The following is a 25,783-nucleotide window of genomic DNA, read 5'->3' as shown; positions in this document are numbered from 1 at the left end:
GAGCGCCGTATGAATTGCGGTGATAAGAGCACTGGCCTCACTATCAGCCAGACCTATCGGCGGGCATTCGCGCCTCTCGCACACCCTTGCCCTCAGCCGCTTCCAGGTCTATCACTGAGGGTTCATTTCTAAAGAGTCCTTGCCATGACTGCCCAGACCAACCGCCAGTTCCTGCTCGCCAAACGCCCGGTCGGCGCGGCCACGCGGGAGACCTTCACCTACCAGGAAGTGCCGGTGGGCACGCCGGGGGACGGCCAAGTGCTGGTGCACAATGAATACCTGTCCTTGGACCCGGCAATGCGCGGCTGGATGAACGAGGGCAAATCCTACATTCCGCCCGTGGGCATTGGCGAAGTGATGCGTGCGTTGGGCGTGGGCAAGGTGATTGCCTCGAATAACCCGAAATTTGCGGTTGGCGACTACGTGAACGGCGCGCTGGGCGTGCAGGATTATTTCCTCGGCGAGCCACGTGGTTTCTATAAGGTCGACCCCAAACTCGCCCCCCTGCCGCGCTACTTGTCAGCCCTCGGCATGACGGGCATGACCGCCTACTTCGCCCTGCTCGACACTGGCGCGCCCAAGGCCGGCGAAACCGTGGTGATCTCCGGCGCCGCCGGCGCGGTGGGCAGCATCGCCGGGCAGATTGCCAAGCTCAAAGGCTGCCACGTGGTGGGCATTGCCGGTGGCGCCGATAAGTGCAAATTCCTGGTGGACGAATTGGGTTTTGACGCGGCCATCGACTACAAAAGCGAAGACGTGCCCGCCGCCCTCAAGCGCGAATGCCCTAAAGGCGTGGATGTGTATTTCGATAACGTCGGCGGCGACATTCTCGACGCGGTGCTCAGCCGTCTGGCGCTGAAGGCGCGGGTGGTGATCTGCGGGGCAATCAGCCAGTACAACAATAAAGAAGCGGTCAAAGGCCCGGCCAACTACTTGTCACTGCTGGTTAATCGCGCGCGCATGGAAGGGTTTGTGGTGATGGACCATGCGGCGAATTTTGCCGCGGCCGGGCAGGAAATGGCCGGGTGGATGGCGCAGGGTAAGCTCAAGAGCAAGGAAGATATCGTCGAGGGGTTGGAGACTTTTCCGGAGACGTTGATGAAGTTGTTTAACGGGGAGAATTTTGGGAAGTTGGTGTTGAAGGTTAGCTAAGTCTGGGACATATCCGTTGTTTGGGTGATGGCTTGAATTGGTTCCGCTCTTACAGCGGGTCACTTTTGAAAAGAGCCCAAAAGTAACCAAAAGGCTCTTGCCCCACCACTCGGCACCTCGCCTCCGGCTCGGTGTGCCCTCACGCAGGCTTTGGAGCGGGGGCCGCCGCGATGGGCCATCCTTGGCCCAGCGCGGCTAAACCGGCGTCCTGCCGGTTTACCCCCGCTCCAAAGCCTGCGTGAGGCCAGCGTGGTTTAACGGGGCGCCTAAGATCAAAATCAAAATCAAGATCTACAGCACGGCGGCCTAGTAGCCGACCTGAGTGGTAGAAGCAACAGCAGGGCAAAAGCACGGCAACACAGTATCCATCTGATGGAATGAGATCTAAATGTGGGAGCGGGCTTGCTCGCGAAGGCGGTGTGTCAGTCAATTCATCTGTTACTGGCCCACCGCCTTCGCGAGCAAGCCCGCTCCCACATTTTGAGCTCAGTACATCAGGTAGATGTGTGCACTCGGTCAAAGGTGGGAGCTGGCTTGCCTGCGATGCAGACACCTCTGTACATCAGGCATAACCAGTTGATGCAATCGCAGCGGTTCGGCGGTCCGACAAGCCAGCTCCCACAGAAAAGCAGATCTGCCTTTGCCCTGTTTTTGCTGTGCTGTTGCCCTGCTTTTGCTTCAACCACTCAGGTCGGCTACTAGGCCGCCGTGCTCTGCTTTTGATCTGCTTTTGATCTTGATCTGACAGGCCCCGTTAACCACGATGGCCGCAAGTAGGCACGGTGGAGCGGGTAAACCGGCAGGGATGCCGGTTTAGCCGCGCTGGGCCAGGGATGGCCCATCGCGGCGACCCGCGGAAACGGGCCGGAGTGCGGGCATGCCGAGCCTAAGCGAGGCACCGAGTGGTGGGGCAAAGACCTTTTGGTTACTTTTGGGGCGTTTGCCAAAAGTGACCCGCTGTAAGAGCGGAACCCTAAGCGGCCGTTACCGCAGCAACGGATATGTACCCAATCAGAGCCCCACTGAGCGATCAAGCAATCTCAGCAACCACCGCCGCCAACGCTGCAGCCGGATCCGCCGCCTGGCTGATCGGGCGACCGATCACCAGATAGTCCGAACCCGCATCCAAGGCCTGACGCGGAGTCAGAATGCGCCGCTGATCATCCTGCGCACTGCCCGCCGGGCGAATCCCCGGGGTGACCAGTTGCAACGACGGGTGCGCAGTCTTCAACGCCTGGGCCTCCAGCGCCGAACACACCAGGCCATCAAGGCCAGCCTTCTGCGCCAGGGCCGCCAAGCGCAACACCTGCTCCTGAGGCTCGATATCCAAACCGATGCCAGCCAGGTCTTCACGCTCCATGCTGGTCAACACCGTCACACCGATCAGCAGCGGTTTCGGCCCGCTGCGCTGTTCCAGCACCTCGCGGCAGGCACTCATCATGCGCAGGCCACCGGAGCAATGCACGTTGACCATCCACACGCCCATTTCCGCAGCCGCTTTCACCGCCATGGCCGTGGTGTTGGGGATGTCATGGAATTTCAAATCCAGGAACACTTCAAAGCCTTTGTCACGCAAGGTGCCGACGATTTCCGCCGCGCAACTGGTGAACAGTTCCTTGCCGACCTTGACCCGGCAAAGCTTGGGGTCCAACTGGTCAGCCAGCTTCAGTGCGGCGTCACGAGTAGGGTAATCCAGGGCGACGATGATAGGAGTCTGGCAGACGGACATTGGAATGGGCTCTCAGGCAAGTCGAAATCGGCGCGGATTGTAGCGCAAGCAGCGCCGTTGCGGGATCCGATGATCGGTAAAATACTGATCAAGCGCCCATAACCCGGCATTTCGAGCAATTGTGTCAAGGCTGATACATTCACGACATGCCCACAACACGCATCGCGTCTAGCCTCGCGCACATGACCGCCCGTCCAGCACTTCCAGCCATGGAGCTGGGCGCCTATGCTGACAGCAACAACCAGGCAGATGATCGCACTATGCATACCCCTACCGTCTCTGTAAACGAAGAGCAAAAAGGCGCGGTGATCGCCGAAGACAAGCGCTGGAACACCCGTGCGCTGATCGTCGATGACGACCTGCCGATCCGTGAACTGCTGATCGACTACCTGGCACGCTTCAATATTCTCGCCGTTGGCGTCACCGACGGCACCGCCATGCGCACCGCCATGCAAGCCGAAACCTTCGATGTGGTGGTGCTCGACCTGATGTTGCCGGGCGAAGACGGCCTGTCGTTGTGCCGTTGGCTGCGCACCGAATCGGACATCCCGATCCTGATGCTCACTGCGCGCTGCGAACCCACCGACCGCATCATCGGCCTGGAACTGGGCGCCGATGACTACATGTCCAAACCCTTCGAACCCCGCGAGCTGGTGGCGCGTATCCAGACCATCCTGCGCCGGGTGCGCGATGACCGTACCGAGCAGCGCGCCAATATTCGTTTCGACAACTGGCGCCTCAACAGCGTACTGCGCCAGTTGGTAGCGGACGACGGGCTGGTGGTGCCGCTGTCCAACGCCGAATTTAGGTTGTTGTGGGTGTTTATCGAACGTCCGCGCCGCGTGCTGAGCCGTGAACAATTGCTGGATGCCGCGCGTGGCCGTTCCATCGAGGCGTTTGATCGCAGCATCGACTTGCTGGTGTCGCGCTTGCGCCAGAAGCTGGGAGATGACCCCAAAGCACCGCAGCTGATCAAAACCGTACGCGGCGAAGGCTACCTGTTCGACGCTCGGGATATCGGCTGATGCGCAACGGCTTCAATACGCTGTTCGGCAGGCTGTTCGGCGTATTGCTGGTGGCTATTGTGCTGGCCCATGCGCTGGCGTTCTTCTGGTTTCACCACTACGGCCCGCCGCCACCGCCACCTCAGGAAACCTTCGTCGAGCAGCCGGATGGCACGATGAAGCCCCTGCCCCGGCACCATCGCTCCTGGTTTGGGGGCCCGGTGGTGCCGCTGACCTTCCAGTTTATTTCGCTGATTATCGCCGCCTGGTACGGGGCAAAACTGTTGAGCCGGCCGATCCAACGCCTGAGCGCCGCCGCCGAACGATTGAGCCTCGACCTCGACAGCCCGCCCCTCAATGAGTCCGGGCCTCGGGAGGCGCGCCAGGCTGCATCGACGTTCAACCTGATGCAAAAACGCATCCGCGAGCAAGTCAGCCAACGCGCGCGCATGCTCGGCGCGGTTTCCCATGACCTGCGCACCCCGCTGTCGCGCCTCAAGCTACGTCTGGAACAGATCGAAGACACCAAGCTGCAAGGCCAGATGCGCCAGGACCTGGACGACATGATCGGGATGCTCGACGCCACCTTAAGCTACCTGCATGAACAGCGCACCAGCGAAACGCGGCACTGGCTCGACGTGCAGGCGCTGGTCGAATCCCTCAGTGAAAACGCCCAGGATCAGGGTTCTGATGTGCAGTTCGCCGGCACGTGCGCGCCTTTGCAGGTGCAGCCGATGGCGCTGCGCTCCTGCCTGAACAACCTGATCGACAACGCCCTGCGCTATGCGGGCACCGCGCGTATCGAGCTGGCTGACAGCCGCGGGGCGCTGGTCATTCGTGTCATCGACCATGGGCCCGGCATTGCGCCCGATAAGCGTGAGGCCGTGTTCGAGCCGTTCTTTCGCCTGGAAGGCTCACGTAACCGCAACTCCGGTGGCGTCGGCCTGGGCATGACGATTTCCAAGGAAGCCGTGGAACGCCTCGGCGGCCACCTGAGCCTGGAGGAAACCCCAGGCGGCGGCTTGACCGCCGTGATGTGGTTGCCGAGGGCTTAAAGGGGTTTGTCTTCGCGGCGGACCTGAGCCTGGGTCGCACTCCAATCCGTCAGCAGGCTGTAGGCGACCGCCAGTAAGGTCGGGCCGATAAACAGGCCGATAAAGCCAAAGGCGATCAACCCGCCAAACACGCCTAACAGCACAATCACCAACGGCAAGTTGCCACCGCGGCTGATCAGGTAAGGCTTGAGCACGTTGTCGACGCCGCTGATGATGAACGTGCCCCACACCCCGAGGAACACCGCATAGGTGTAATCGCCCTTCCAGGCCAGCCAGGCCGTGGCCGGGATCCACACCAGCGGCGGGCCCATGGGGATCAGGCTGAGCAGGAAGGTGACAATACCCAGCACCAGCGCGCCCGGCACGCCGGCGATCAGAAAACCGATCAGCGCCAGCAACGCCTGGGCGGCGGCGGTGCCGATCACACCGTTAACCACCCGCTGTACCGTACCAGCCACCAGTTCGATGTAGTAACCGGCGCGGTCGCCGATCAGGCGCTCCAACAGACGATGCACAAAGGTCGCCAGGCGTGGCCCGTCCCGGTAGAAGAAAAACACGAACACCAGGCTTAAGGTGAGCTCGAGAATACCGCCGCCAATCTGCGCACTGCGCGCCAGCAGCCAATTGCCGACCTGGCCCAGGTAGGGCTTGATACTGACCATCAGCGCCGCGCCCTGCTGGTCGATGCTGTCCCACGTTGCCACCAGGCGCTCGCCGACAAAAGGAATCGAACCCAGCCAGGTCGGCGCGGCAGGCAGGCCGTCGACCTGGATATCCTTGATCAGGCCCACGGCGTCACGCACATGGTCGGCCAGGTTGAACCCCAGCCACACCAGCGGCACCGCCACCAGCAACATCCAGCCCAGCGTCAGGATGCCCGCCGCCAGAGATTCGCGGCCACCCAGCCAGCGGGTCAGCAAGCGCATCAGCGGCCAACTGGCAAACGCCAGCACCGCGCCCCAGAACAGCGCCGACCAGAACGGCGCCATGACCCAGAAGCTGGCACCAAACAGCACCAGCAGCAGGATTTGCACCAGTAGGCGATCGTTATTGAGCATCGGGTATCTCGAAAAGAAGACTGTAGGAAGAGAGCTTAGGCGAACGGCGCGGGTCCGTTCGCCTTGTGACGGTCAGCGTATCAGATGCAGGTGCAAACCCTTAGCCTCACCGGTGCCGGTTTCCAGGCGTGCGGCGCGTACTCCGCTGTCGATCAGGCCCTGGCGCCAGGCTTCGGCGGTCGGCCCGGTCAAGCTGACGCGCAACGTGGCGTCGAGGTTCAAGCCACGGGAAATCAGGGTCAGCCAGGTGGCGTCAGGTTCGGCACCCAGCGCGGGGAAGTCCAATTCGCCAGTGCTTTTCAGTTCGCGCAGCAAGGTGGCCGAGGTGGGCAACAAGTCCCCCAGCGGCGCACTGGCGTCCAGTTGCTCTACATGCAAATAGGCGCGACGGTTGCCGCGGGTGATGCCATACAGCGCCACCAGGGCGTTGTCCTGCGGAGCCGCCAGGCGCAACAGCAGGTATTCCTGCTGACCATCGGCGCCGACCAGCTTGGCGTTGCCGAACACTTCATTGGCCCACAGGCTGCTTTCGCCGCAATCGCGGGCCTGGCACCAGAACAGCAGCTGCGCGCCCTTGGCCTGCAACGCTTCACGCGTCGCGGTAAACGCGGCACTGGAAGTGTGTTCGGCGGGCAGTTCATAGGTAATGGCGGTGGTTTGGCCGCGCGCCGTGGCTTGGCCTTCGTAACGCAGTTGGCCGCTGATCTTGCGGATCGCGCCCATCGGGTAGATGCGTTCCTTTTCTTCAGCGGGGCGGTAATCGACGATTTGCGCATCGACCTGGCGGGACACAGCCGGTAAATCCTGGCTTCCCGGCACGTCGGCGGCGAACACCAAAGGGCTGAAGCAGCACAGCCCGAGGGCACGGATACATCCTTTACGCAGGCTCATCGGATCGGTGTGCCCTGGCCATCGGAGTTCGCAGCGGTGTTGAGATCGTACATGGTTGACTCCCTTTCAATCCGCCCAGCCTCGGCAGTTGCCCGCGCCAAGTCAAGGCGCGTGGAAGAACCGATTGAAACAGTCTGCAACAAGGATCGCGCCGGGCTCATCATTAAGGTGTAAATGATGGCCGCCCGGCAGCGTGTTCACCGTAAAAGGTAGCTGAGAAAGCAATTCGGAATGTTTCGCCAGCATGCCGTCAGCCGCGACCACCAACTGCGTAGGGCAACCTACGCGCCGCACGAAAGCCATCGCCTGTTCATCGGTCAGGCGCATCGGCGAGGCGAGCGTCAGGCGACTGTCGGTACGCCAGGTGTAACCCCCCGGCACCGGCATCAAACCGCGCAGGGCCAGCAGTTCGGCGGCTTCACGGCTGACCGCCACCACGCCTTTCATGCGCGCTTCAACCGCCCGATCCAGGCTGCTGTAGACCGGCTTGCGCTTGCCGTGCAGGTTTAATTGCGCCTGCAACGCCATGCCCAGACGCTCAGCGGCGTTCTCGCCAGCGGCGGTCGGCGGAATCACACCGTCGATCAACCCCAGGTGCGTCACGCGTTCCGGCAAGGCGCCAGCCAGCACCATCGAAACGATGGCGCCGAGGGAGTGGCCAAGTAATGCAAAACGTTTCCAACCCAGTTGCTCGGCGACCTGCAGCACATCAAAGACATAATCCCACAAGGCATAACCGGCCCCCGCAGGGCGATGCGCCGAATGCCCATGGCCGGCCATGTCCAACGCAACGATACGCAAACCGTGCAGCTTGGGCGCCAGTCGCGCAAAGCTGTTGGCGTTGTCCAGCCAGCCATGCAGGGCGATCACCGGCAGACCGTCCTCGGGGCCAAACAAATGCGCCGCCAACTCGATGTGCGGCAGGCTCAGGCGGACTTCTTCGACCGGTGTGCTCATGCGCAACTGCGCTCGCGGGCTTGCCAGCGGGAGAACACGTTCTTGATCAAGGTCGCAGTGTCCTGAGGGCGTTCAAGGGGGAACATGTGGCCGCCAGGCATGGTGAGCATTTCGCCCATGGGCAGGCGGTCGACGCCGCTGGCATGGTGGCGCATCACTACCCGGCTCTGACGGCCGCGCACCACCGCCAGCGGCACTTTCAGTTGGCGAACCTGGCCGGGGCTGGTATGCGGCACGCCGCGGTAGATGCTGATTTCGGTAGCCGGATCAAAGCGTAGGCGCAGACGATCGCCGACCTGTTGCAGGCCATGTTGCAGGTAAGCGTCAAAGCACTCCGGGTCGAACCCGCGAAACAGGCTCTTGCCGGCGAAGTAACTGCGCGCGGCATCCAGGTCAGTGAATTCTTCACGGCGGCCCAGGGTGCGGCCGGCCGGGGTCAAGCGGTCGATAAAGCCGAAGCGCTTGGCGGCGCGAATCACCCAACGGTCGGCGCGGGTCAGCACCGGCGAGTCGAGCATCACCACGCCCCGGTACAGCTGCGGGCAGCGCAGGGCCGCGTGCAAATGCAACACGCCACCCAGGGAATGGCCCACGCCCCACACTGGTTCCGGTTGCAGCTGCAGATGATGGATCAACTCGTCCACCAGGTTCTGCCAGTTGTCGTCCACCGGAAACCTGGGGTCGTGACCGTGCTGCGGCAAATGAGCCACGGTGTACTCCGGGGCCAGGGCGGCAAACAACTTGCCGTAGGTGGCCGACGGGAAACCATTGGCGTGAGCAAAAAACACGTGCTGCGACATACCGGACTCATCTACAAAAACAGAAGTGGATTGTCACCACGCCTGGGCAACACAGCAATGACTGTAACTGCCAGGAATGATGACACTCACGCCACGCCTATCGCGCCGGCGGGTTCTCGCCCAGCGGCACCACGGCCATGGTCAGGCGCGATACACAGCTGGCCTTGCCGTCATCGCTAGTCAGGCGAATGTCCCACACTTGCGTGGTGCGGCCGATATGGATCGCCCGCGCCACCGCCGTCACCCGCCCGCTGCGCACACCGCGCAGGTGGTTGGCGTTGACCTCAAGGCCCACGCAATAAAACTTGCTGGCATCGATACACAGGTAAGCCGCCATGGAGCCGACGCTCTCGGCCAGCACCACCGATGCACCGCCGTGCAGCAAGCCGTAAGGCTGATGAGTGCGAGGGTCGACCACCATGCTGGCGGTGAGGGATTCGTCGTCGAAGCGTTCAAAGCGGATATCCAGCAGCTCACCAATGGTGTTTTTCTGGATGGCATTGAGTTGCTCGATATTCGGTTGGGTGCGCCACAAGCTCATGAAGTTGTCCTTATTGGTTTTATTACGACCCTAATCCTGCCACACAATGGCTTCGGTACGCTCGCTCCACGCCTGGAAATAAGTGCCGTAGGTCGATTCGATCACGTTGCGTTTTATCTTTAAGGTCGGCGTCAGAAAGCCGTTTTCTACCGCCCAGCTGTCTTTCACCACCACCAGTTGGCGCAAGCGCTCATGTTTGTCCAACGCCACGTTGACCTGCGCCAGCCAGCGTTCAAGGCTGGTGCTCAGTGCCTGTCGGTCCTGATTGCCCGCCGACAACACGCACAAGCCGATCGGCGCCGTGAGGCCATCACCGACCACGCACACCTGCTCGACCCGCGCATGTTCGGCCAGGCGGTTTTCAATCGGCGCCGGGGCCACGTATTTGCCCTTGCTGGTCTTGAAGATTTCCTTGAGCCGCCCGGTCAGGCGCAGGCGGCCATCGGCATCTTGTTCACCCTTGTCGCCGGTGCGCAGGAAGCCATCGGCGGTCAGCGTTTCGGCGGTTTTCTGCGGGTCCTTGAAATAGCCGAGCATGGTCGCGCCGCTGCGCACCTGCACTTCGCCCGTCGCGTCGATGCGCACTTCAACGCCAGGGCACGGCAGGCCGATCCAGCCAAGCGTCTGCTGGCCGGGGCGACAAACGTGGGAATAGCCGCAGCTTTCGGTCATGCCATACACCTCCAGCACATCCAGCCCCAGGCGCTGATACCAGCGCAACAAGGCTTCGGGCACGGGCGCTGCGCCGGACAATGCAATACGCAGCGCGTCCAGGCCCAGCCCCGCGAGGACTTTATGGCCGACGCGCTTGCCGATAAAGGGCAGGCGCAACAGGGCGTCGAGGCGCTGTTGCGGGATCTTGCTGTAGACGCCCATCTGGAACTTGGTCCAGATCCTCGGCACACCGAATAGCGCCGTTGGCCGTGCCCGGCGCAGATCCGCCAGAAAGGTATCCAGGCTCTCGGCGAAATACACGGTTTGCCCGGTGTAGATCGAAGCCAGCTCCACAAACATCCGCTCGGCCACATGGCACAGCGGCAGGTAGGACAGCAGTCGGTCGCCCTCCCCCAGGCCAAACAACTCAGTGCCCCGCGTGGCCGCAAAGCCCAAGGCGCCAAAGGTTTGCATCACGCCTTTGGGCAAGCCGGTGGTGCCGGAGGTATAGACGATGGTGGCCAGGCTCGTGGCGGCCGGTTCAGGGTTGCCCTGGATCGGCGAACAGGCTTGCAGGTCGGCCCAGCGGTAATCGAAGTCACCGGCCGGGCACAGTGGCAGGCTGATGGTCGGCAAGCCGGGCGGGATACCCGGCGCCATCGCAGGCCAGTCGTCCAGCTTGCCGATCAGCGCCAGCGCCGCCTCGGAATGGGTCAGCACATGGGCGATGGAGTCGGCGGTGAGGTTGGGGTACAGCGGCACCGAGACGTGCCCGGCCATCCAGATCGCCAGGTCGGCGATGATCCAGTGCGCGCAGTTTTTCGAGATAAGGGCGATGTGCGAGCCCTGGGGCAAGTTGCGGGCGCGCAGCCAGTGCGCGGCGCAACGGGCTTGGTGGCCGACCTCGCCCCAGGTGAGCGTTTGTACCTCGCCACCGCCCATCGGCTGCACCAGAAAGGGTTTGCGCGGGTGCCGCGCTTCACGTTCGAAGAAGACCTGCAACGGCAAACGAAAAGCGACAGGCATGGGGCGCGCTCCTTTGTGATCCGATGATAGCCAACCAAGCACTTGCTTGGTTGACTATATAGCACACACGAAGCGGTGATCTATCCTAGGGGCGTAGGTGGCTGCACGTATTTTTTATGGGCTGAGTAGTGGGGGGGTCGCTGGGGCGCTGGGTACATATCCGTTATTTGGGTGATGGCTGAGATTGGTTCCGCTCTTACAGCGGGTCACTTTTGAAAAGAGCCCAAAAGTAACCAAAAGGCTCTTGCCCCACCACTCGGCACCTCGCCTCCGGCTCGGTGTGCCCTCACGCAGGCTTTGGAGCGGGGGCCGCCGCGATGGGCCATCCTTGGCCCAGCGCGGCTAAACCGGCGTCCTGCCGGTTTACCCCCGCTCCAAAGCCTGCGTTCGGCCAGCATGGTTGACGGGGCGCCTAAGATCAAAATCAAAATCAAGATCAAGATCTACAGCACGGCGGCCTAGTAGCCGACCTGAGTGGTTGAATCAAAAGCAAAGCGAGGCGGCCTGACAGCCGACCTGATCTTGGAAGCTGAACTGGGTTAAATGTGGGAGCGGCGGTGCGACGGTTCGACTTGCTCGCGATGGCGGTGTGTCAGTCGGCTTATTTGTAACTGGCCCACCGCATTCGCGAGCAAGCCCGCTCCCACATTTTGAGCTCAGTACATCAGGTAGATGTGTGTACTCGGTCAAAGGTGGGAGCTGGCTTGTCGGACCGCCGAACCGCTGCGAAGGCATCAACTCGGTGTACCTGATGTACCGAGGTGTCTGCATCGCAGGCAAGCCAGCTCCCACACAAAAGCAGCTCTGCTTCTGATCTGTTTTTGCTCTGCTGTTGCCCTGCTTTTGCTTCAACCACTCAGGTCGGCTACTAGGCCGCCGTGCTCCCACATTTGGAGCTCAGTACATCAGGTAGATGTGTGTACTCGGTCAATGTGGGAGCTGGCTTGCCTGCGAAGGCATCAACTCGGTGTACCTGATATACCGAGGTGTCTGCATCGCAGGCAAGCCAGCTCCCACACAAAAGCAGCTCTGCTTCTGATCTGTTCTTGCTGTGCTGTTGCCCTGCTTTTGCTTCAACCACTCAGGTCGGCTACTAGGCCGCCGTGCTCCCACATTTGGAGCTCAGTACATCAGGTAGATGTGTGTACTCGGTCAATGTGGGAGCTGGCTTGCCTGCGAAGGCATCAACTCGGTGTACCTGATGTACCGAGGTGTCTGCATCGCAGGCAAGCCAGCTCCCACAGAAAAGCAGCTCTGCTTCTGCTCTGTTCTTGATCTGCTTTTGCTTCAACCACTCAGGTCGGCTACTAGGCCGCCGTGCTCTGCTTTTGATCTGCTTTTGATTTCGATCTGACAGGCCCCGTTAACCACGATGGCCGAACGTAGGCTTGAATCCGTGGGCAACCCGGCAGGACGCCGGGTTAGCCGCGCTGGGCCAAGGATGGCCCATCGCGGCGGCCCACGGATTCAAGCCTGCGTGCGGGCATGCCGAGCCTAAGCGAGGCACCGAGTGGTGGGGCAAAGACTTTTTGGTTACTTTTGTGTCTTTACAAAAGTGACCCGCTGTAAGAGCGGAACCCATAGAAGCCGTTACCCAAATAACGGATATGTACTCTGCCCCTACGGGTTCTTCACGCTCACCAGGCTCATCAACCCCGCCAACGGAAAATCCCCTTCAAGCTCCGCCAGGCTGGCGGTGTGCATCGGTTGCGGCTGACGCAGATGACCATGCTGCAAAAAGCTGATCAGGCTGCCCACCAAGGGCTGGTGACTGACCAGCAGCACATTGTCATCGGTGTCGAGCTTGTCCAGCACCTGCAGCGGGCTGCTGTCCGGCGTCAGCCACGGCACGGTACGAATCTCCGGCTCAAACCCCAACGCGTCACGCACCAGGTGCGCAGTTTGCTGCGCGCGCACATACGGGCTGGCGAGAATGGCACTGATCGGCTGGCCAATCAGCTGCGCAGCACTGCGCAACACTTCGCCGCGGCCGTGCTCGGTGAGGTTGCGCTCAGCATCAGAAGGAGCATGGGATTCGGCTTCACCGTGACGCAAAACCCACAGTTTCATAGTTTCGGCTCTTCATCGCGCACCGGATGCGGCGCCGGCGGCACACTGTGGGCGGCTTCGCCCTCGGGTGCGCGCGGGGTCGGCCAATCGGCGAACGGCCAGGGTTTTTGCTCGGTGTGGAAGCTGCCGAAACGGCCGATCTGCGCAAGGAACTGGCTGAGGCTGTCGCCAAAATTCATCAGGCCCAGGTTTGGCGCGCCGTAAATCAGGCGATACACCAACTGCACCACCACCAAAGCACCGAGCAGGAACTGCGCGACTTGCCACACCAGGGCAAACACCAGCATCCACAGGATACGCAGGAGAATGGACTCGTATTTAGGGGCAGCTTTGGGATCGTTCATAGCGCGTTCCTCAGTTGAAACCACTGGTGGAAATAAAGTCGACATCGGTTTTGGGCTCGGCGCGCATCAGCAACTCGATGACCTGGTTCAAGGTGCGCCCTTCAAACAGGATCGCGTGCAGCCCGGCGACCAGCGGCATGTACACGCCGACTTCCTGGGCCTTGGCCTTCAACACTTTGAGTGTGTTGACGCCCTCGGCGACTTCGCCCAGGCGTGTGACGGCGTCTTCCAGGCTCAAGCCCTGGCCCAACGCGAAACCGACCTGATAATTGCGGCTTTTGGGCGACGAGCAGGTGACGATCAAGTCGCCTACGCCCGCCAGGCCCAGGAACGTCATCGGGTTGGCGCCTTGATTCACCGCAAAGCGAGTCATCTCCGCCAAGGCCCGCGTGATCAGCATGCTCTTGGTGTTTTCGCCCATGCCCAAGGCCACGGCCATGCCGGCAATAATGGCGTAGACGTTTTTCAACGCCCCGCCCAGCTCGACGCCAAAACGGTCGCTGCTGGCGTAAACGCGGAAGGTACGGCCATGCAGCACCGCCTGGACGCGCTCGCACAGTGCCTCGTCTTCACTGGCGACCACGGTGGCCGTCAGCGCGTGCTCAGCCACTTCCCGCGCCAGGTTCGGCCCGGACAGCACGCCAATGCGCGCCTGCGGGGCAATCTCTTCGAGGATTTCGCTCATCAGCTTGAAGGTGTGTGCCTCGATACCTTTGGTCAGGCTGACCAGTTGCTTGCCCGCCAGGCGTTCGGCGTGGGGGGCCAGCACCGAACGCAAGGCGCTGGAAGGCAGCGCGACAAAGCACAGGTCGCAGTCAGTCAACGTAGCCAGCAAGTCGGTCACCGGCTCGACCGCCGGGTGGATCTTGATGCCTTTAAGGTAACGGGGGTTTTCACGGTGGACGCGGATGGCCTCGGCCTGCTCGGGATCGCGCATCCATTGGCGTACCGCGTGGCCGTTTTCGGCCAGCAGGTTTGCCACGGCGGTACCAAAACTTCCGCCTCCCAGGACCGCAATAGGGCGCTGTTCAGTCATATGCAATCCGTTAATCCATACCAGTGGCGATGGCCGCATTATACGGGCCGACCCGCTTGCGGCCAGCCCCCGTGTCAATTCATACGCTTGTCGGAAAATGCCAAGTCTGTGTGAAGTAATTGCCAGTGCGACGACTGGCAAATGGCCCCACCTCAGTTAACATGGGCGGCTATCCGTAATTATCAAGGCCGTGCCGTGTATTTGGGCCCTCCTCCTCGTTCATCTCTATTGTTGATGCTGTTGTGTGGCGCACCTGCGTTGGCGGATGACCTGTTTCTCGACAGCCAGCCGCTGCCCCAGGTACTGACGGCCACACGCCTCAAACAATCGGCCGCCGCCGTGCCCGGCAGCATGACCGTGATCGACAGTGAGTTGATCAAGGCCAGCGGTGCGCGGGACATCGCCGAGTTGCTAAGGCTGGTGCCGGGGATGATGGTCGGTTACACCACCGGCAACCAGGCAGCGGTGAACTACCACGGCACCAGTGCCAGCGATGCACGGCGCATGCAGGTGTTGATCGACGGGCGGTCGGTGTACCGCGCAGGCCTGGCCACGGTGGACTGGAGTGATATTCCAGTGGCCATGGAAGACATCGAGCGTATCGAGGTGTTTCGCGGCCCCAACACGGTCAGCTATGGCGCCAATGCCCTGATGGCGGTGGTCAACATCCTCACGCGTTCGCCCTCCAACAGCCACGGTTCACGGGTCAAAGTGATCCGTGGCGAGCGCGGGATCAACGACTTCTACGCCAGCCAGGGCGTGGGCTGGGAGACCGGCGACTTGCGCCTGTCGATGTCCGGGCAACAGGACGATGGTTTTGACAGCGATAAGGTCGGTGCCGACCGCCGTGACAACCGCCGCCTCAGTCGTTTCAGCCTGGCCGTGAGCCAGACCCTGAACGCGCAGCAGAGCATTGATGTGCAACTCGACGCCAAAGAAGGCAGCAACCAGCGGCCCTATACCTACACCCCGGTATTCGCCGGGATTACCGAAGGCGGCACCAATTCCGACGTCACCGCCAAGGACTATGCCGGTTCCTTACGTTGGAATTTTGATTTCAACCCCGAACACAGCCTGTACATCCAGGGCTCGGCCCAGCAATGGGACCGTCAACAGGTGTGGAAAGCCTGTGACGCCAAGGTGTCGTTCAGCCCGGAACTGACCCAGCTGTGGCAGCTTAACCCCAACTATGCCGAACAGTTGGCCCGGCATATGAACACCTACACGCCCGGCAACCCACCGCCTGGCAGTAGCGCCGAGCGGGCGCTGGCCGAACAAGTGCTGCAGCAATGGGCTGGCGACGGCAAAAACCCCGTGTGCGGCGACATCGACCAAAGCACCCGCGAAAGCCGCTACGACCTCGAGATCCAGGACACCCTGAGCCTCTCCGACAGCCTGCGCCTGGTCAGCGGCATGAATTACCGCTATGACCGCGCCGACTCCGACACCTACTTCAATGGCACGCTCGACGACACCACCTGGCGCCTGTTCGGTCACCTGGAATGGCGTGCCAGCGAACACTGGCTGCTGCAAGGCGGCGCGATGTACGAAGACACCCACTTGAGCGGCAACTCGCTGACGCCGCGTGTGGCGGTCAACTACCTGATCAACCCGCGCCACGGTTTGCGGGCGGTGTATTCCGAGGCGATTCGCTCACCGGACATGTTCGAGAACAACGTCAACTGGAGCTATCGCGTCACCAACCTGAGCTCCCCGGCCTACGGACAAAACTCCGGGCAATATTTTGTAGTAACACGCGGCCCCGGTAACCTCGATAAAGAGTTGATGCGTTCGCGCGAGCTGGGCTACAACGGCTTCTTTGCCGACCTCGGGCTGAATGTCGACGTGAAACTGTTCTACGACGAAATCACCGACATGATCAGCTCGCCGCTGCGCAACAACCAATACATTGCCAGCAACGCCAACAGCGCGCGGTTCACCGGTGCCGAATCGCAGTTCGATTGGCGCATGAGCAACGCCGACCGTCTGCGGCTGACCTATGCTTACGTCGACGCCACCTCCAGCAACCCGCTGGACAAGGCACAAACCGCGCGCAACAGCGGCTCGGCCGGCTGGCTGCGTGAATGGGGCCACGGCTGGTCCAGTGCGTTGTTCTACTATGGTGACGACGCACTCAACAGATATCGCTTCGAACGGGTCGACCTGCGCGTGGCCAAGCGCATGGCCCTGGGCAAAGCCAACGTGGAGCTGGCCGGCATGTTGCAACAACGCCTCGATAACCAGCCCACCACCTTTGCCGACAACAATTACGACAGTCGCCACGTCCTCTACTTCAGCGCGGAATTAGAGTTCTGACATGGGCGATCAGTCACGGATGACCGTCTTGTTTGTTTTACGCCTCTGGAGGCGCGCCTTGTTATGGGTGTGCCTGCTGCTGGCCGCGCCGGCCTGGAGCGCCGACATTCTGCTGACCGCCGCCGAAGACGGTGGCGGTGTACAAGCTTTTGCCCAGGCCCTTGCCCAGCAGCGTCCCGAAGACCACGTGACCTTCACTGCACTCAAAAACCTGCCGGCACCGAGCCATTTGCCGGCCAACACCCGCCTGATCCTGCTGGACCTGCCCGGTCTCGACTGGCGCCTGCAGGATGCCCAAGGCCCGCCGACCCTGGTGCTGCGCATCAGCCGCCTGCAAGCCCGGCAGCGCCTGGGCAACACTTACCCGGCAAAAATCAGCCTGCTGTGGAGCGACCCGCCGCTTGCGCGCCAGCTCAACCTGATCGCCCGCATCCTGCCGCAGGCAAAACGCATCGGCGTGCTCTACGGCATCGACAGTCAATTCCTGCTGCAGGAACTGCGCGATTATGCGACGCCGATCGGGCTGGAGATCGTGCCGCAGCTCTGGGACAACATTAATGACAGCCGTGCGTTGCAAAACCTGCTCAAGAACAGTGACGTGCTGCTCGGCCTCGACGACCCGCAGTTGTACAACCCGAAAACCGTGAAGAACCTGTTGCTCAGCAGTTACGCCCAGCAGCTACCGCTGGTGGGCCCCAATGCCGGGTTCGTCAAGGCCGGCAGCCTGGCCAGCACTTACAGCGACCAGGCCGACTGGCTGAATGTACTCGACCGGCTACTGGACCACCCGCCCGCCAGTTGGCCGCGCTCGTTGTACCCGGAACACTTCAAAGTCGCCAGTAACCCGCAAGTCGCACGCTCACTGGGAATCGAACAGGTTGACGAAGTCGCCGTCGCCGCCCGATTGGCCGAAGGAGAAAAACGTCCATGACCTTGCGCCGTCGTTGGGACATCAACACCCGCACCCAGCTCATCACCCTGGGCCCGGCGCTGTTGTTGACCTTGCTGTTGATCAGCTTCTTTACTTTCGTGCGTATCCAGGACCTGCGCCAGGAACTGGACCACACCGGCCAACTGATCGCCAACCAACTCGCGCCCGCCACCGAATATGGGGTGATTTCCGGCAACAACGACGTGCTCGAGAGCCTGCTGCGCGCAACCCTGGCCACGCCCCACGTGCGCTTCCTCGAAATTCAGGACAGCGCCGAGAACATTTTGGTGTACGTCGAACAGCCGTCGGAAAAACACGACCGTTCGCTGTCGGTCAAAGTGTTCCAGGCGCCCATCCGCCTGCAACATATCCAACTGGGCAATGACTTTTTCCAGGACAACCTCAACGAACCCAAGGCACCGCGCGCGGATTACCTGGGCCGGGTGATTGTCGGCATGTCCAACGACGCATTCAGCCAGCGCCAACAGGAAATCCTCTTCAAGGCCGGCATCCTCGCCCTGTTCGCGCTGCTATTTACCTTCCTGCTGGCGCGGCGCCTGGCTGCCAGCTTGTCGCAGCCGATCAGCGCCATGGGCCACGCGGTGAAGGCTATCCAGCAAGGCGACTACAAGACGCCGCTGCCGATTGTGGATGACTCGGAGCTGGGCGATCTGTCGCGCCATATCAATAACCTCGCCGAGGGCCTCAACCAGGCCAGCCGCGAACAGCACCAGGCCATGGCCCAGTTGATCCAGACCCGCGAGGAAGCCGAACGGGCGAACAATGCCAAGTCGGATTTCCTGGCGATGATGAGCCACGAGTTGCGTACGCCCATGAACGGCGTGCTGGGCATGTTGCAACTGCTGGAAACCACCGAGATGACCGAGGAGCAGACCGAGTACGCGGCACTCGCTTCTGAGTCCACCGAGCATTTGCTCAAGGTGATCAATGACATCCTCGACTTCTCGCGCATCGAGCGCGCCGCGCTGGAACTGGAACATATTTCGTTCAACCTCGCGGACCTGATCAGCAGTTGTGCCCAGGCCTTCCAGCACAGCGCCCAGCAACGCGGGCTGGCATTGGAGTTACCGATCCCACTGGGCATGGACGCCCTGCGCGTGCAGGGTGACCCCACCCGTATCCGGCAGATTCTGGTGAACCTGATTGGCAACGCGCTGAAATTCACCGAACACGGCACGGTGACCGTCGAGCCCCATTGGCAAACCCTCGACCATGAATTGGTGTGGTTCACCTGCACCGTGCGTGACAGCGGCATCGGGATCTCCGCCGAACGCCTGGAATTGATGTTCGACGCGTTCCAGCAGGCCGACAGTTCCATTTCAAGACGTTACGGCGGCACCGGGCTGGGCCTGCCGATCGCCCGCACGCTGGCCGAACGCATGGGCGGCACGCTGCGTGCCCAGAGCGAAGAAGGCCGGGGTTCGGTGTTTACCCTGGAAATCCCGCTGGCCATCGACCAGCAGAGTTTGCCGACGATTGCCCCGCGCGCCGAAGGCAAGAGCAGCGCCGGCGATGGCCGCCATGTATTGCTGGTGGAGGACAACCCAGTCAACCGCACCGTGGTTGAAGCAATGCTGCGCAGCCTGGGCTTTGAAGTGAGCCTGGCCACCGACGGTGCCGAGGCCATCCGCAGTGCCGAGAGCCTGATATTCACCGCGATCCTGATGGATTGCCGCTTGCCGCTGATCGATGGCTACGAGGCCACCCGTCAGATTCGCCAACTGCCCGGCTGCGCCGATCTGCCGATCATTGCCCTGACCGCGAACGCATTACAGGGCGATCGCGAAGCGTGCATGGCTGCCGGAATGAACGATTACCTGGCCAAGCCGTTCAAACGCACGGATTTGCAGCAAATCCTGCAGCGTTGGCTGCAATAGCGCCGCGCCATCAACCAACTGCGACTGGCGTGAAAGACGAAAGTGCGGCAGTCTTAGGCACCCGAACGGGCCCATAAACAGGCCCGGTTTAAAATTTCAGTGAACAAGTGTACATTCAGTACCTTATCGCTGTGACTTTCACTACAACGCAATAGTCTATGTGTAGGCTGCCGGTATGAGGCATGAACGCTTCATCCGGTTCGGGAAGATTTGCCCTACCCTGCCGCATGGGATTATTGAGGAGCTCGCATGACCAAACAAAACGCCTTTACTCGGGAAGACCTGCTGCGCTGCAGTCGCGGTGAGCTGTTCGGCCCAGGTAACGCGCAACTGCCCGCCCCGAATATGCTGATGGTGGATCGCATCACCCATATCAGCGAAGAAGGTGGCAAGTACGGCAAAGGTGAATTGGTCGCCGAGCTGGATATCACCCCTGACCTGTGGTTCTTCGCCTGCCATTTCGAGGGCGACCCTGTCATGCCAGGTTGCCTGGGCCTCGACGCCATGTGGCAACTGGTCGGCTTCTACCTGGGCTGGCAAGGCCTGCCGGGCCGCGGCCGCGCCTTGGGTTCGGGCGAAGTGAAGTTCTTTGGCCAGGTCTTGCCGACCGCCAAGAAAGTCACCTACAACATTCAAATCAAGCGCGTCCTCAAGGGCAAGCTGAACCTCGCTATTGCCGACGGTTCGGTGACTGTCGACGGTCGCGAAATCTATACTGCCGAAGGCCTTCGGGTCGGCGTATTCACTTCCACTGACAACTTTTAAGGGTTATCCGCATGCGCCGCGTCGTTATCACTGGTCTGGGCATTGTTTCTTGCCTGGGCAATGACAAAGAGACCGTCACCGCTAACCTGCGTGCAAGTCGCCCTGGCATCCGTTTCAACCCGGAATATGCCGAAATGGGTCTGCGTAGCCAGGTTTCCGGCTCCATCGACCTGCCCCTCGAAGAACTGATCGATCGCAAGATCTATCGCTTCGTTGGCCACGCTGCCGCCTACGCCTACCTGGCCATGAAAGACGCCATCGCCGACTCCGGCCTGAGCGAAGACCAGGTTTCGAACGTACGCACCGGCCTGATCGCCGGCTCCGGCGGCGCATCGACCCTCAACCAAATGGAAGCGCTGGACATCCTGCGCGAAAAAGGCGTGAAGCGCGTTGGCCCTTACCGTGTAACACGGACCATGGGCAGCACCGTTTCGGCCTGCCTGGCCACGCCGTTCCAGATCAAGGGCGTTAACTACTCGATCTCCTCCGCCTGCGCCACCAGTGCTCACTGCATCGGTACTGCGGTTGAGCAGATCCAGCTGGGCAAGCAGGACATCGTATTCGCCGGCGGCGGTGAAGAAGAACATTGGAGCCAGTCGTTCCTGTTCGACGCCATGGGCGCGCTGTCCACCCAGTACAACGAAACCCCGGAAAAGGCCTCCCGTGCCTACGACGCCAAGCGTGACGGTTTCGTCATCGCTGGCGGTGGCGGCATGGTAGTGGTCGAGGAGCTGGAACACGCTCTGGCCCGTGGCGCGAAGATCTACGCGGAAATCGTCGGCTACGGTGCTACTTCCGATGGCTACGACATGGTTGCGCCAAGCGGTGAAGGTGCGATCCGTTGCATGCAGATGGCCATGTCCACTGTTGATACCCCAATCGACTACCTGAACACCCACGGCACTTCGACTCCGGTCGGCGACGCCAAGGAAATGGAAGGCGTGCGCGCGGTATTCGGCGACAAGGCTCCGGCCATCAGCTCCACCAAGAGCTTGTCCGGTCACTCCCTGGGCGCCGCTGGCGTACACGAAGCGATCTACTGCCTGCTGATGATGGAAGGCAACTTCATGGCCGGTTCGGCCAACATCGACGAGATTGATCCGGTTGTGGCTGATATGCCGATCCTGACCAAGACCGTTGAAAACGCCAAAATCGATACCGTGATGAGCAACAGCTTCGGCTTTGGTGGCACCAACGCCACTCTGGTACTGAAACGCTGGCAGGGTAAGTAAGCCCCCCGCAGGTTGATCACATGAAAAAGCCCCGACTGGTTCGGGGCTTTTTTTATGGGAGTTGGGTTGGATTGGGCTGGGTACATATCCGTTATTTAGGTGATGGCTGATATGGGTTCCGCTCTTACAGCGGGTCACTTTTGAAAAGAGCCCAAAAGTAACCAAAAGGCTCTTGCCCCACCACTCGGCACCTCGCCTCCGGCTCGGTGTGCCCTCACGCAGGCTTTGGAGCGGGGGCCGCCGCGATGGGCCATCCCTGGCCCAGCGCGGCTAAACCGGCGTCCTGCCGGTTTACCCCCGCTCCAAAGCCTGCGTTCGGCCAGCGTGGTTTAACGGGGCGCCTAAGATCAAAATCAAGATCAAGATCTACAGCACGGCGGCCTGGTAGCCGACCTGAGTGGTTGAATCAAAAGCAAAGCCAAGGCGGCCTGACAGCCGACCTGTTTACTGAAGCTGTTCTCGGTCTAATTGTGGGAGGGGCGGTGCGACGGTTCGACTTGCTCGCGAATGCGGTGTGTCAGTCAGCTTATTTGTAACTGACCCACCGCATTCGCGAGCAAGCCCGCTCCCACATTTTGAGATCAGTACATCAGGTAGATGTGTGTACTCGGTCAAATGTGGGAGCTGGCTTGCCTGCGAAGGCATCGACTGTGTCTTACTGATGTACCGAGGTGTCTGCATCGCAGCGGTTCGGCGGTCCGACAAGCCAGCTCCCACAGAAAAGCAGCTCTGCTTCTGATCTGTTTTTGCTCTGCTGTTGCCCTGCTTTTGCTTCTACCACTCAGGTCGGCTACTAGGCCGCCGTGCTCTTGCTTTTGATCTTGATTGCGCTGCATCCACCTGCAGCAGGTCTCCTGAAAGGTATCGGCGCTTTACCGACTTTGCGTAAGACGAAAAGGCGATATCAATGTGCCTGCTCATCGCGAGGGGGTTTCGGCAGAATGGCCAGGAAGTTATCGCGCGCCACTTTGCGGGCTACATCTTCGGGTAGCGCATCCAGAAAGGGATCAAAGCGGCGCATTTCCTTACCCAGCTTGTTGAAGCGCCCTACGACATCCGAGCCCAGCATAAAGCGCTCCGGGAAGCGCTCCACCAGCGTTACCCACTCAGGCCGAGGCTTACCCGCCTCATCGAGCAAGTACGGCGTGAGCATGCTCCAGGAGAGGTCGATGTACAGGTTGGGATACGCCTCCAACATCCGGTTCAAGGTCGGCAGTAGAAAGTCCATCTGCACCTGATGACGGTGGATCTCCTTGCTGGTGCCGGCATGGGCCCAGATAAAGCGGGTGTGCGGGTGGTTACGCAGGGATTCCTCCACTTCCGCCAGGTACAGCGGGTTGCGCTCGCGTTTAGAGGTGATATTGGAATGCAGCATCACCGGCAGGTCGTTTTCGGCGGCGAGGTGATAGATGCGCGTCATGGCTTCGTTGTTCGCGCGCGGGGTGTCGCCGGCGGTCAAGGCCGTGAGGTCGTCGTGGCGCGTGAACACTTCGCCGATGCCCTGCCACAGCCCAGGGTTGAGGTCGAGCATGCGCTGGATGTGGGCGGCGGAGTTCTTGTCGTTAGGGTTAAAACCAGACAGAAACGGATGGAAATGCTGACGCTGCTCGGGCGTGAGCTTATTCACCGCAGCGGCAACGATCACGTCTGTCGCGCTGTACCAATAGGCATCGGCATCGTCACCGGCGTAGTAACGCGGGCGCTTGGGTTCGTCTTCATGCCATTTTTTCGCCACGGGAATGCCGGAAATCATCACATGTTCAATGCGCGCGTCGGCCATCGCCTTGAGCAAGGTGTCCATGCCGGCCGTTTCCTGGAAAAAATCCACGTAGTGCAGGTGCGCGTCGCTGTAGGCATAGTCGCGCGCCTGCACAGCAAGGCTGGCGGCGGCGAGCAACAGGGCGATACTCAGGCGGGTCCAGGGCACGGTAAAACCTCGATATAGGCTAATACAGGTAGACCTTGCGCCTCACGCCAGGGTTCATCAGCCAACACACACGGAACACCCAAGTGCCAGCATGTTCTATAACTGCATGAGCTTCTTACTGCCAACCTGTGAGGTTCACCATGCCTGTTACCGTCAACACCCTGAACCAAGACAACTTTCGCCACAGTGTGAATATCAATAATCACGAACTGTTCACCGACCTGCCCAAGAGCCTGGGCGGCGATGACTCGGCGCCCTCCCCCCACGATTACTTTGACGCCGCCCTGGCCTCGTGCAAGGCCTTGACCGTCAAGCTCTACGCCCAGAAGAAAGACATCCCGCTGACCGGCGTGACCGTGGAGGTCAGCCACGACAGCACCGAGGAGCAACAGGGCAAATACAAGCTCAACGTCAAGCTGACGCTCAAGGGCGTACTCACCGATGAGCAGCGCGACGAACTGCACCGCGTGGCTGATCGCTGCCCGGTGCACAAACTGATGACCACCGCCGAGGTCACCATTGAGACTAAATTGTCCGAAGGCGCCTTCAGCCAATAGCGCCAATCCACTGTCGAGCGGGTTATGCTCAAGCAGCCTCCAACCCGCTCAGACAGGGACGCACCATGACCACCCTCACCGTGATCCGCCCGCGCATCGAAGATGTCGAAGGCCAGCCGATCCTGCGCCCGCTGCCGTCGCGTGAATGCCGCAGCGTCGGGCCCTTTGTGTTTTTCGACCATATGCTGCTCACCCGCTATGCGCCGGGCACGGGCATGAATATCCGCCAACACCCGCATATCGGGCTGTCCACACTTACCTATCTGTTCGAAGGTAGGTTGCAGCACAAGGACAGCCTCGGCTCGGACCAAGTGGTGCAGGCCGGCGACGTCAGCTGGATGACCGCCGGCAGTGCGATTGCTCACGTCGAGCGCACGCCTGAAGCGCTCAAGGCTGCGGGGTTCAGCCTGCATGGCCTGCAAGTGTGGCTGGCCTCGCCCAAGGACCACGAGACCGGGCCGGGGCATTACAGCCATCACCCGGCGGCGAGCCTGCCGGTGAGTGACAACCTGGGCGTACAGATTCGCCTGATCGCAGGCAGCGGTTTTTGCCTCAAGTCACCGGTGCCGGTGCTGTCGCCCACGTTATATGCCGAAGTGCAGATGCAGACGGCCACGACGCTGCTGATCCCCGATGAGCACGAAGAGCGCGCGGTGTATGTGCTGGAAGGTGAGGCGCAGCTGGACGGCGCGGCGTTGGAGGTGCACAGCCTGGTGGTATTGCCTGCGGGGCAGGAAATGACGCTGTTTGCTGAAAGCGATTGCCATCTGGTGGTATTTGGCGGCGCGCCGCTGGATGGGCCGCGGCGGATCAACTGGAATTTTGTCGCGAGCGACCCGGCAATGATTGAACAGGCCAGGCAGCGTTGGGCGGCCGGGGATTGGCCGACGGTGCCGGGAGAGTCTGAAAGGATTGAGTTGCCAGTGAGATAGCGTTGGATGATCGTTCCCACGCTCTGCGTGGAAACGCAGCCCGTGACGCTGCGCGTCACAAAGAGCCGACGCAGAGCATCCAGCCAGGCATTCCCACGCGGAGCGTGGGAACGCTCACAGGGTCAGCCCTTGAACACTTCATCCAGCAAGTTATGCATCGACTGGAACGCCCGCTTGGCGGTCTTGGCGTCGTACATCATCTTGCCCGGCACATTGGCGTGCGGGTCGGTGAACGAATGCACCGCGCCGCCATAGCTCAACAGCTGCCAATCCACACCGGCCGCGTTCATTTCCGCTTCGAACGCCGGCAGTTGCTCTTTGGGCACCAAGGGGTCGCAAGCACCGTGCAGCACCAGCACTGAACCCTTGATGTGCTTCGCACCTGCCGGGTTCTGCGTGTCGATAGTGCCGTGGAACGATACGGCAGCCTTCAACGGCGCACCGGTACGCGCAAGCTCCAGCGAGCAGAAACCGCCAAAGCAGAAGCCGAAGGTTGCCAGCTTCGAGGTATCAACCGCGGCTTCGGTCTGGCCTTGCAGGTGCTCGAATGCCGCCTGCAGACGTTTGATCAACGCCGGGTTGTCATTCTTCAACGGCATCATCGCCGCGCCGGCTTCATCGCCATTCGACGGGCGCACGGTTTGCCCGTACAGGTCGGCGATCAGTACCACGTAGCCCTTGGCGGCAACGCTTTTAGCGATCTCTTCGGCACCCGCACTCACGCCCATCCAGTTCGGCGCCATCAGCAGGCCCGGCAGCGGGCCTTTGTGGCTGGCATCGAACGCCAGGCGGCTTTCATAAGACTGGCCATCAATCTGATAGACCACGGAACGTACAGTGACTTGGCTCATCGTTTACTCCAGTTGAGGTGCGTTAGAACGAAAAAACCCGCCGAAGCGGGTTTTTCT

At 61.0% G+C, this 25,783-nt stretch carries 22 protein-coding genes; 10 read left to right on the top strand and 12 right to left on the bottom strand.

Annotation, left to right across the window (positions count from 1 at the left end; all coding sequences use genetic code 11):
- Positions 1-144 precede the first annotated feature (144 nt).
- The gene (locus ACA065_RS09845) at positions 145-1,152 is read left to right on the top strand and encodes an NADP-dependent oxidoreductase (RefSeq protein ID WP_497694331.1); all 1,008 of its coding nucleotides are present in this window, start codon (positions 145-147) and stop codon (positions 1,150-1,152) included.
- Positions 1,153-2,182: 1,030 nt separating this feature from the next.
- Here ACA065_RS09845 and pyrF read toward each other — a convergent pair.
- A complete protein-coding gene (pyrF, locus tag ACA065_RS09840) occupies positions 2,183-2,881 on the bottom strand; it encodes an orotidine-5'-phosphate decarboxylase (protein WP_497694330.1) in 699 nt (232 codons plus the stop codon).
- A gap of 260 nt (positions 2,882-3,141) precedes the next feature.
- On the opposite strand from pyrF, the gene ACA065_RS09835 reads away from it, so the two are divergent.
- Positions 3,142-3,906, top strand: coding sequence for a response regulator (locus tag ACA065_RS09835; RefSeq protein WP_106580678.1), 765 nt, complete (start codon positions 3,142-3,144; stop codon positions 3,904-3,906).
- Positions 3,906-4,940, top strand: coding sequence for a sensor histidine kinase (locus ACA065_RS09830; RefSeq protein WP_497694329.1), 1,035 nt, complete (start codon positions 3,906-3,908; stop codon positions 4,938-4,940). The genes ACA065_RS09835 and ACA065_RS09830 overlap by 1 nt, the downstream gene beginning before the upstream one ends.
- Here ACA065_RS09830 and ACA065_RS09825 read toward each other — a convergent pair.
- From ACA065_RS09825 to ACA065_RS09785, 9 genes are all read right to left on the bottom strand, one after another.
- Positions 4,937-5,998, bottom strand: coding sequence for an AI-2E family transporter (locus ACA065_RS09825; RefSeq protein WP_395608376.1), 1,062 nt, complete (start codon positions 5,996-5,998; stop codon positions 4,937-4,939). The genes ACA065_RS09830 and ACA065_RS09825 overlap by 4 nt on opposite strands.
- Positions 5,999-6,070: 72 nt before the next feature.
- On the bottom strand, positions 6,071-6,889 hold the full coding sequence (locus ACA065_RS09820; protein WP_497694328.1) for a DUF4892 domain-containing protein: 819 nt from the start codon (positions 6,887-6,889) through the stop codon (positions 6,071-6,073).
- Positions 6,890-6,991: 102 nt separating this feature from the next.
- Entirely contained in the window at positions 6,992-7,846 is an 855-nt protein-coding gene (locus ACA065_RS09815) for an alpha/beta hydrolase (RefSeq protein ID WP_497694327.1), read from the bottom strand.
- The gene (locus ACA065_RS09810) at positions 7,843-8,646 is read right to left on the bottom strand and encodes an alpha/beta fold hydrolase (protein WP_497694326.1); all 804 of its coding nucleotides are present in this window, start codon (positions 8,644-8,646) and stop codon (positions 7,843-7,845) included. Before ACA065_RS09810 ends, ACA065_RS09815 begins: the two co-directional genes overlap by 4 nt.
- A 97-nt stretch (positions 8,647-8,743) precedes the next feature.
- Entirely contained in the window at positions 8,744-9,187 is a 444-nt protein-coding gene (locus ACA065_RS09805) for a hotdog fold thioesterase (RefSeq protein ID WP_497694325.1), read from the bottom strand.
- Between the two features lie 30 nt (positions 9,188-9,217).
- Positions 9,218-10,867: an AMP-binding protein gene (locus tag ACA065_RS09800; RefSeq protein ID WP_497694324.1), complete on the bottom strand. Its 1,650-nt coding sequence runs from the start codon at positions 10,865-10,867 to the stop codon at positions 9,218-9,220.
- 1,620 nt (positions 10,868-12,487) lie between these two features.
- A complete protein-coding gene (sixA, locus tag ACA065_RS09795) occupies positions 12,488-12,937 on the bottom strand; it encodes a phosphohistidine phosphatase SixA (RefSeq protein ID WP_497694323.1) in 450 nt (149 codons plus the stop codon).
- The gene (locus tag ACA065_RS09790) at positions 12,934-13,281 is read right to left on the bottom strand and encodes a DUF4389 domain-containing protein (protein ID WP_497694322.1); all 348 of its coding nucleotides are present in this window, start codon (positions 13,279-13,281) and stop codon (positions 12,934-12,936) included. Before ACA065_RS09790 ends, sixA begins: the two co-directional genes overlap by 4 nt.
- Positions 13,282-13,291: 10 nt before the next feature.
- Positions 13,292-14,317 (bottom strand): NAD(P)H-dependent glycerol-3-phosphate dehydrogenase, encoded by a 1,026-nt coding sequence (locus tag ACA065_RS09785; protein WP_197623358.1) that lies wholly within the window; start codon positions 14,315-14,317, stop codon positions 13,292-13,294.
- 195 nt (positions 14,318-14,512) lie between these two features.
- On the opposite strand from ACA065_RS09785, the gene ACA065_RS09780 reads away from it, so the two are divergent.
- The 5 genes from ACA065_RS09780 to fabB all read left to right on the top strand — a co-directional run bounded on the left by ACA065_RS09780 (position 14,513) and on the right by fabB (position 21,459).
- Positions 14,513-16,633: a TonB-dependent receptor plug domain-containing protein gene (locus ACA065_RS09780; RefSeq protein ID WP_497694321.1), complete on the top strand. Its 2,121-nt coding sequence runs from the start codon at positions 14,513-14,515 to the stop codon at positions 16,631-16,633.
- 1 nt (position 16,634) lies between these two features.
- Entirely contained in the window at positions 16,635-17,564 is a 930-nt protein-coding gene (locus ACA065_RS09775; protein WP_497694320.1) for an ABC transporter substrate-binding protein, read from the top strand.
- Entirely contained in the window at positions 17,561-19,462 is a 1,902-nt protein-coding gene (locus ACA065_RS09770; protein WP_497694319.1) for an ATP-binding protein, read from the top strand. The genes ACA065_RS09775 and ACA065_RS09770 overlap by 4 nt, the downstream gene beginning before the upstream one ends.
- A 249-nt stretch (positions 19,463-19,711) precedes the next feature.
- Positions 19,712-20,227 (top strand): 3-hydroxyacyl-[acyl-carrier-protein] dehydratase FabA, encoded by a 516-nt coding sequence (fabA, locus tag ACA065_RS09765; protein ID WP_003210552.1) that lies wholly within the window; start codon positions 19,712-19,714, stop codon positions 20,225-20,227.
- A gap of 11 nt (positions 20,228-20,238) precedes the next feature.
- Positions 20,239-21,459, top strand: coding sequence for a beta-ketoacyl-ACP synthase I (gene fabB / locus ACA065_RS09760; protein WP_017134470.1), 1,221 nt, complete (start codon positions 20,239-20,241; stop codon positions 21,457-21,459).
- A 904-nt stretch (positions 21,460-22,363) separates the two neighbouring features.
- Here the strand turns inward: fabB and ACA065_RS09755 are convergent.
- Positions 22,364-23,386 carry an amidohydrolase family protein gene (locus ACA065_RS09755; RefSeq protein ID WP_497694318.1) on the bottom strand — a complete coding sequence of 341 codons (1,023 nt, stop codon included), beginning with the start codon at positions 23,384-23,386 and terminating at the stop codon, positions 22,364-22,366.
- A 140-nt stretch (positions 23,387-23,526) separates the two neighbouring features.
- Between ACA065_RS09755 and ACA065_RS09750 the strand changes: the two genes are divergently transcribed.
- Both ACA065_RS09750 and ACA065_RS09745 read left to right on the top strand, forming a co-directional pair.
- Entirely contained in the window at positions 23,527-23,943 is a 417-nt protein-coding gene (locus ACA065_RS09750) for an OsmC family protein (RefSeq protein WP_497694317.1), read from the top strand.
- 65 nt (positions 23,944-24,008) lie between these two features.
- On the top strand, positions 24,009-24,875 hold the full coding sequence (locus ACA065_RS09745) for a pirin family protein (RefSeq protein WP_497694316.1): 867 nt from the start codon (positions 24,009-24,011) through the stop codon (positions 24,873-24,875).
- A 122-nt stretch (positions 24,876-24,997) separates the two neighbouring features.
- Here the strand turns inward: ACA065_RS09745 and ACA065_RS09740 are convergent, their stop codons facing one another.
- Positions 24,998-25,726 carry a dienelactone hydrolase family protein gene (locus ACA065_RS09740; protein WP_497694315.1) on the bottom strand — a complete coding sequence of 243 codons (729 nt, stop codon included), beginning with the start codon at positions 25,724-25,726 and terminating at the stop codon, positions 24,998-25,000.
- Between the last annotated feature and the right edge of the window lie 57 nt (positions 25,727-25,783).

It is taken from the genome of Pseudomonas sp. LBUM1640, from assembly GCF_059716225.1.
Note: the sequence above shows the minus strand (reverse complement) of the source record. Positions and strands in the feature narration are given on the sequence as shown.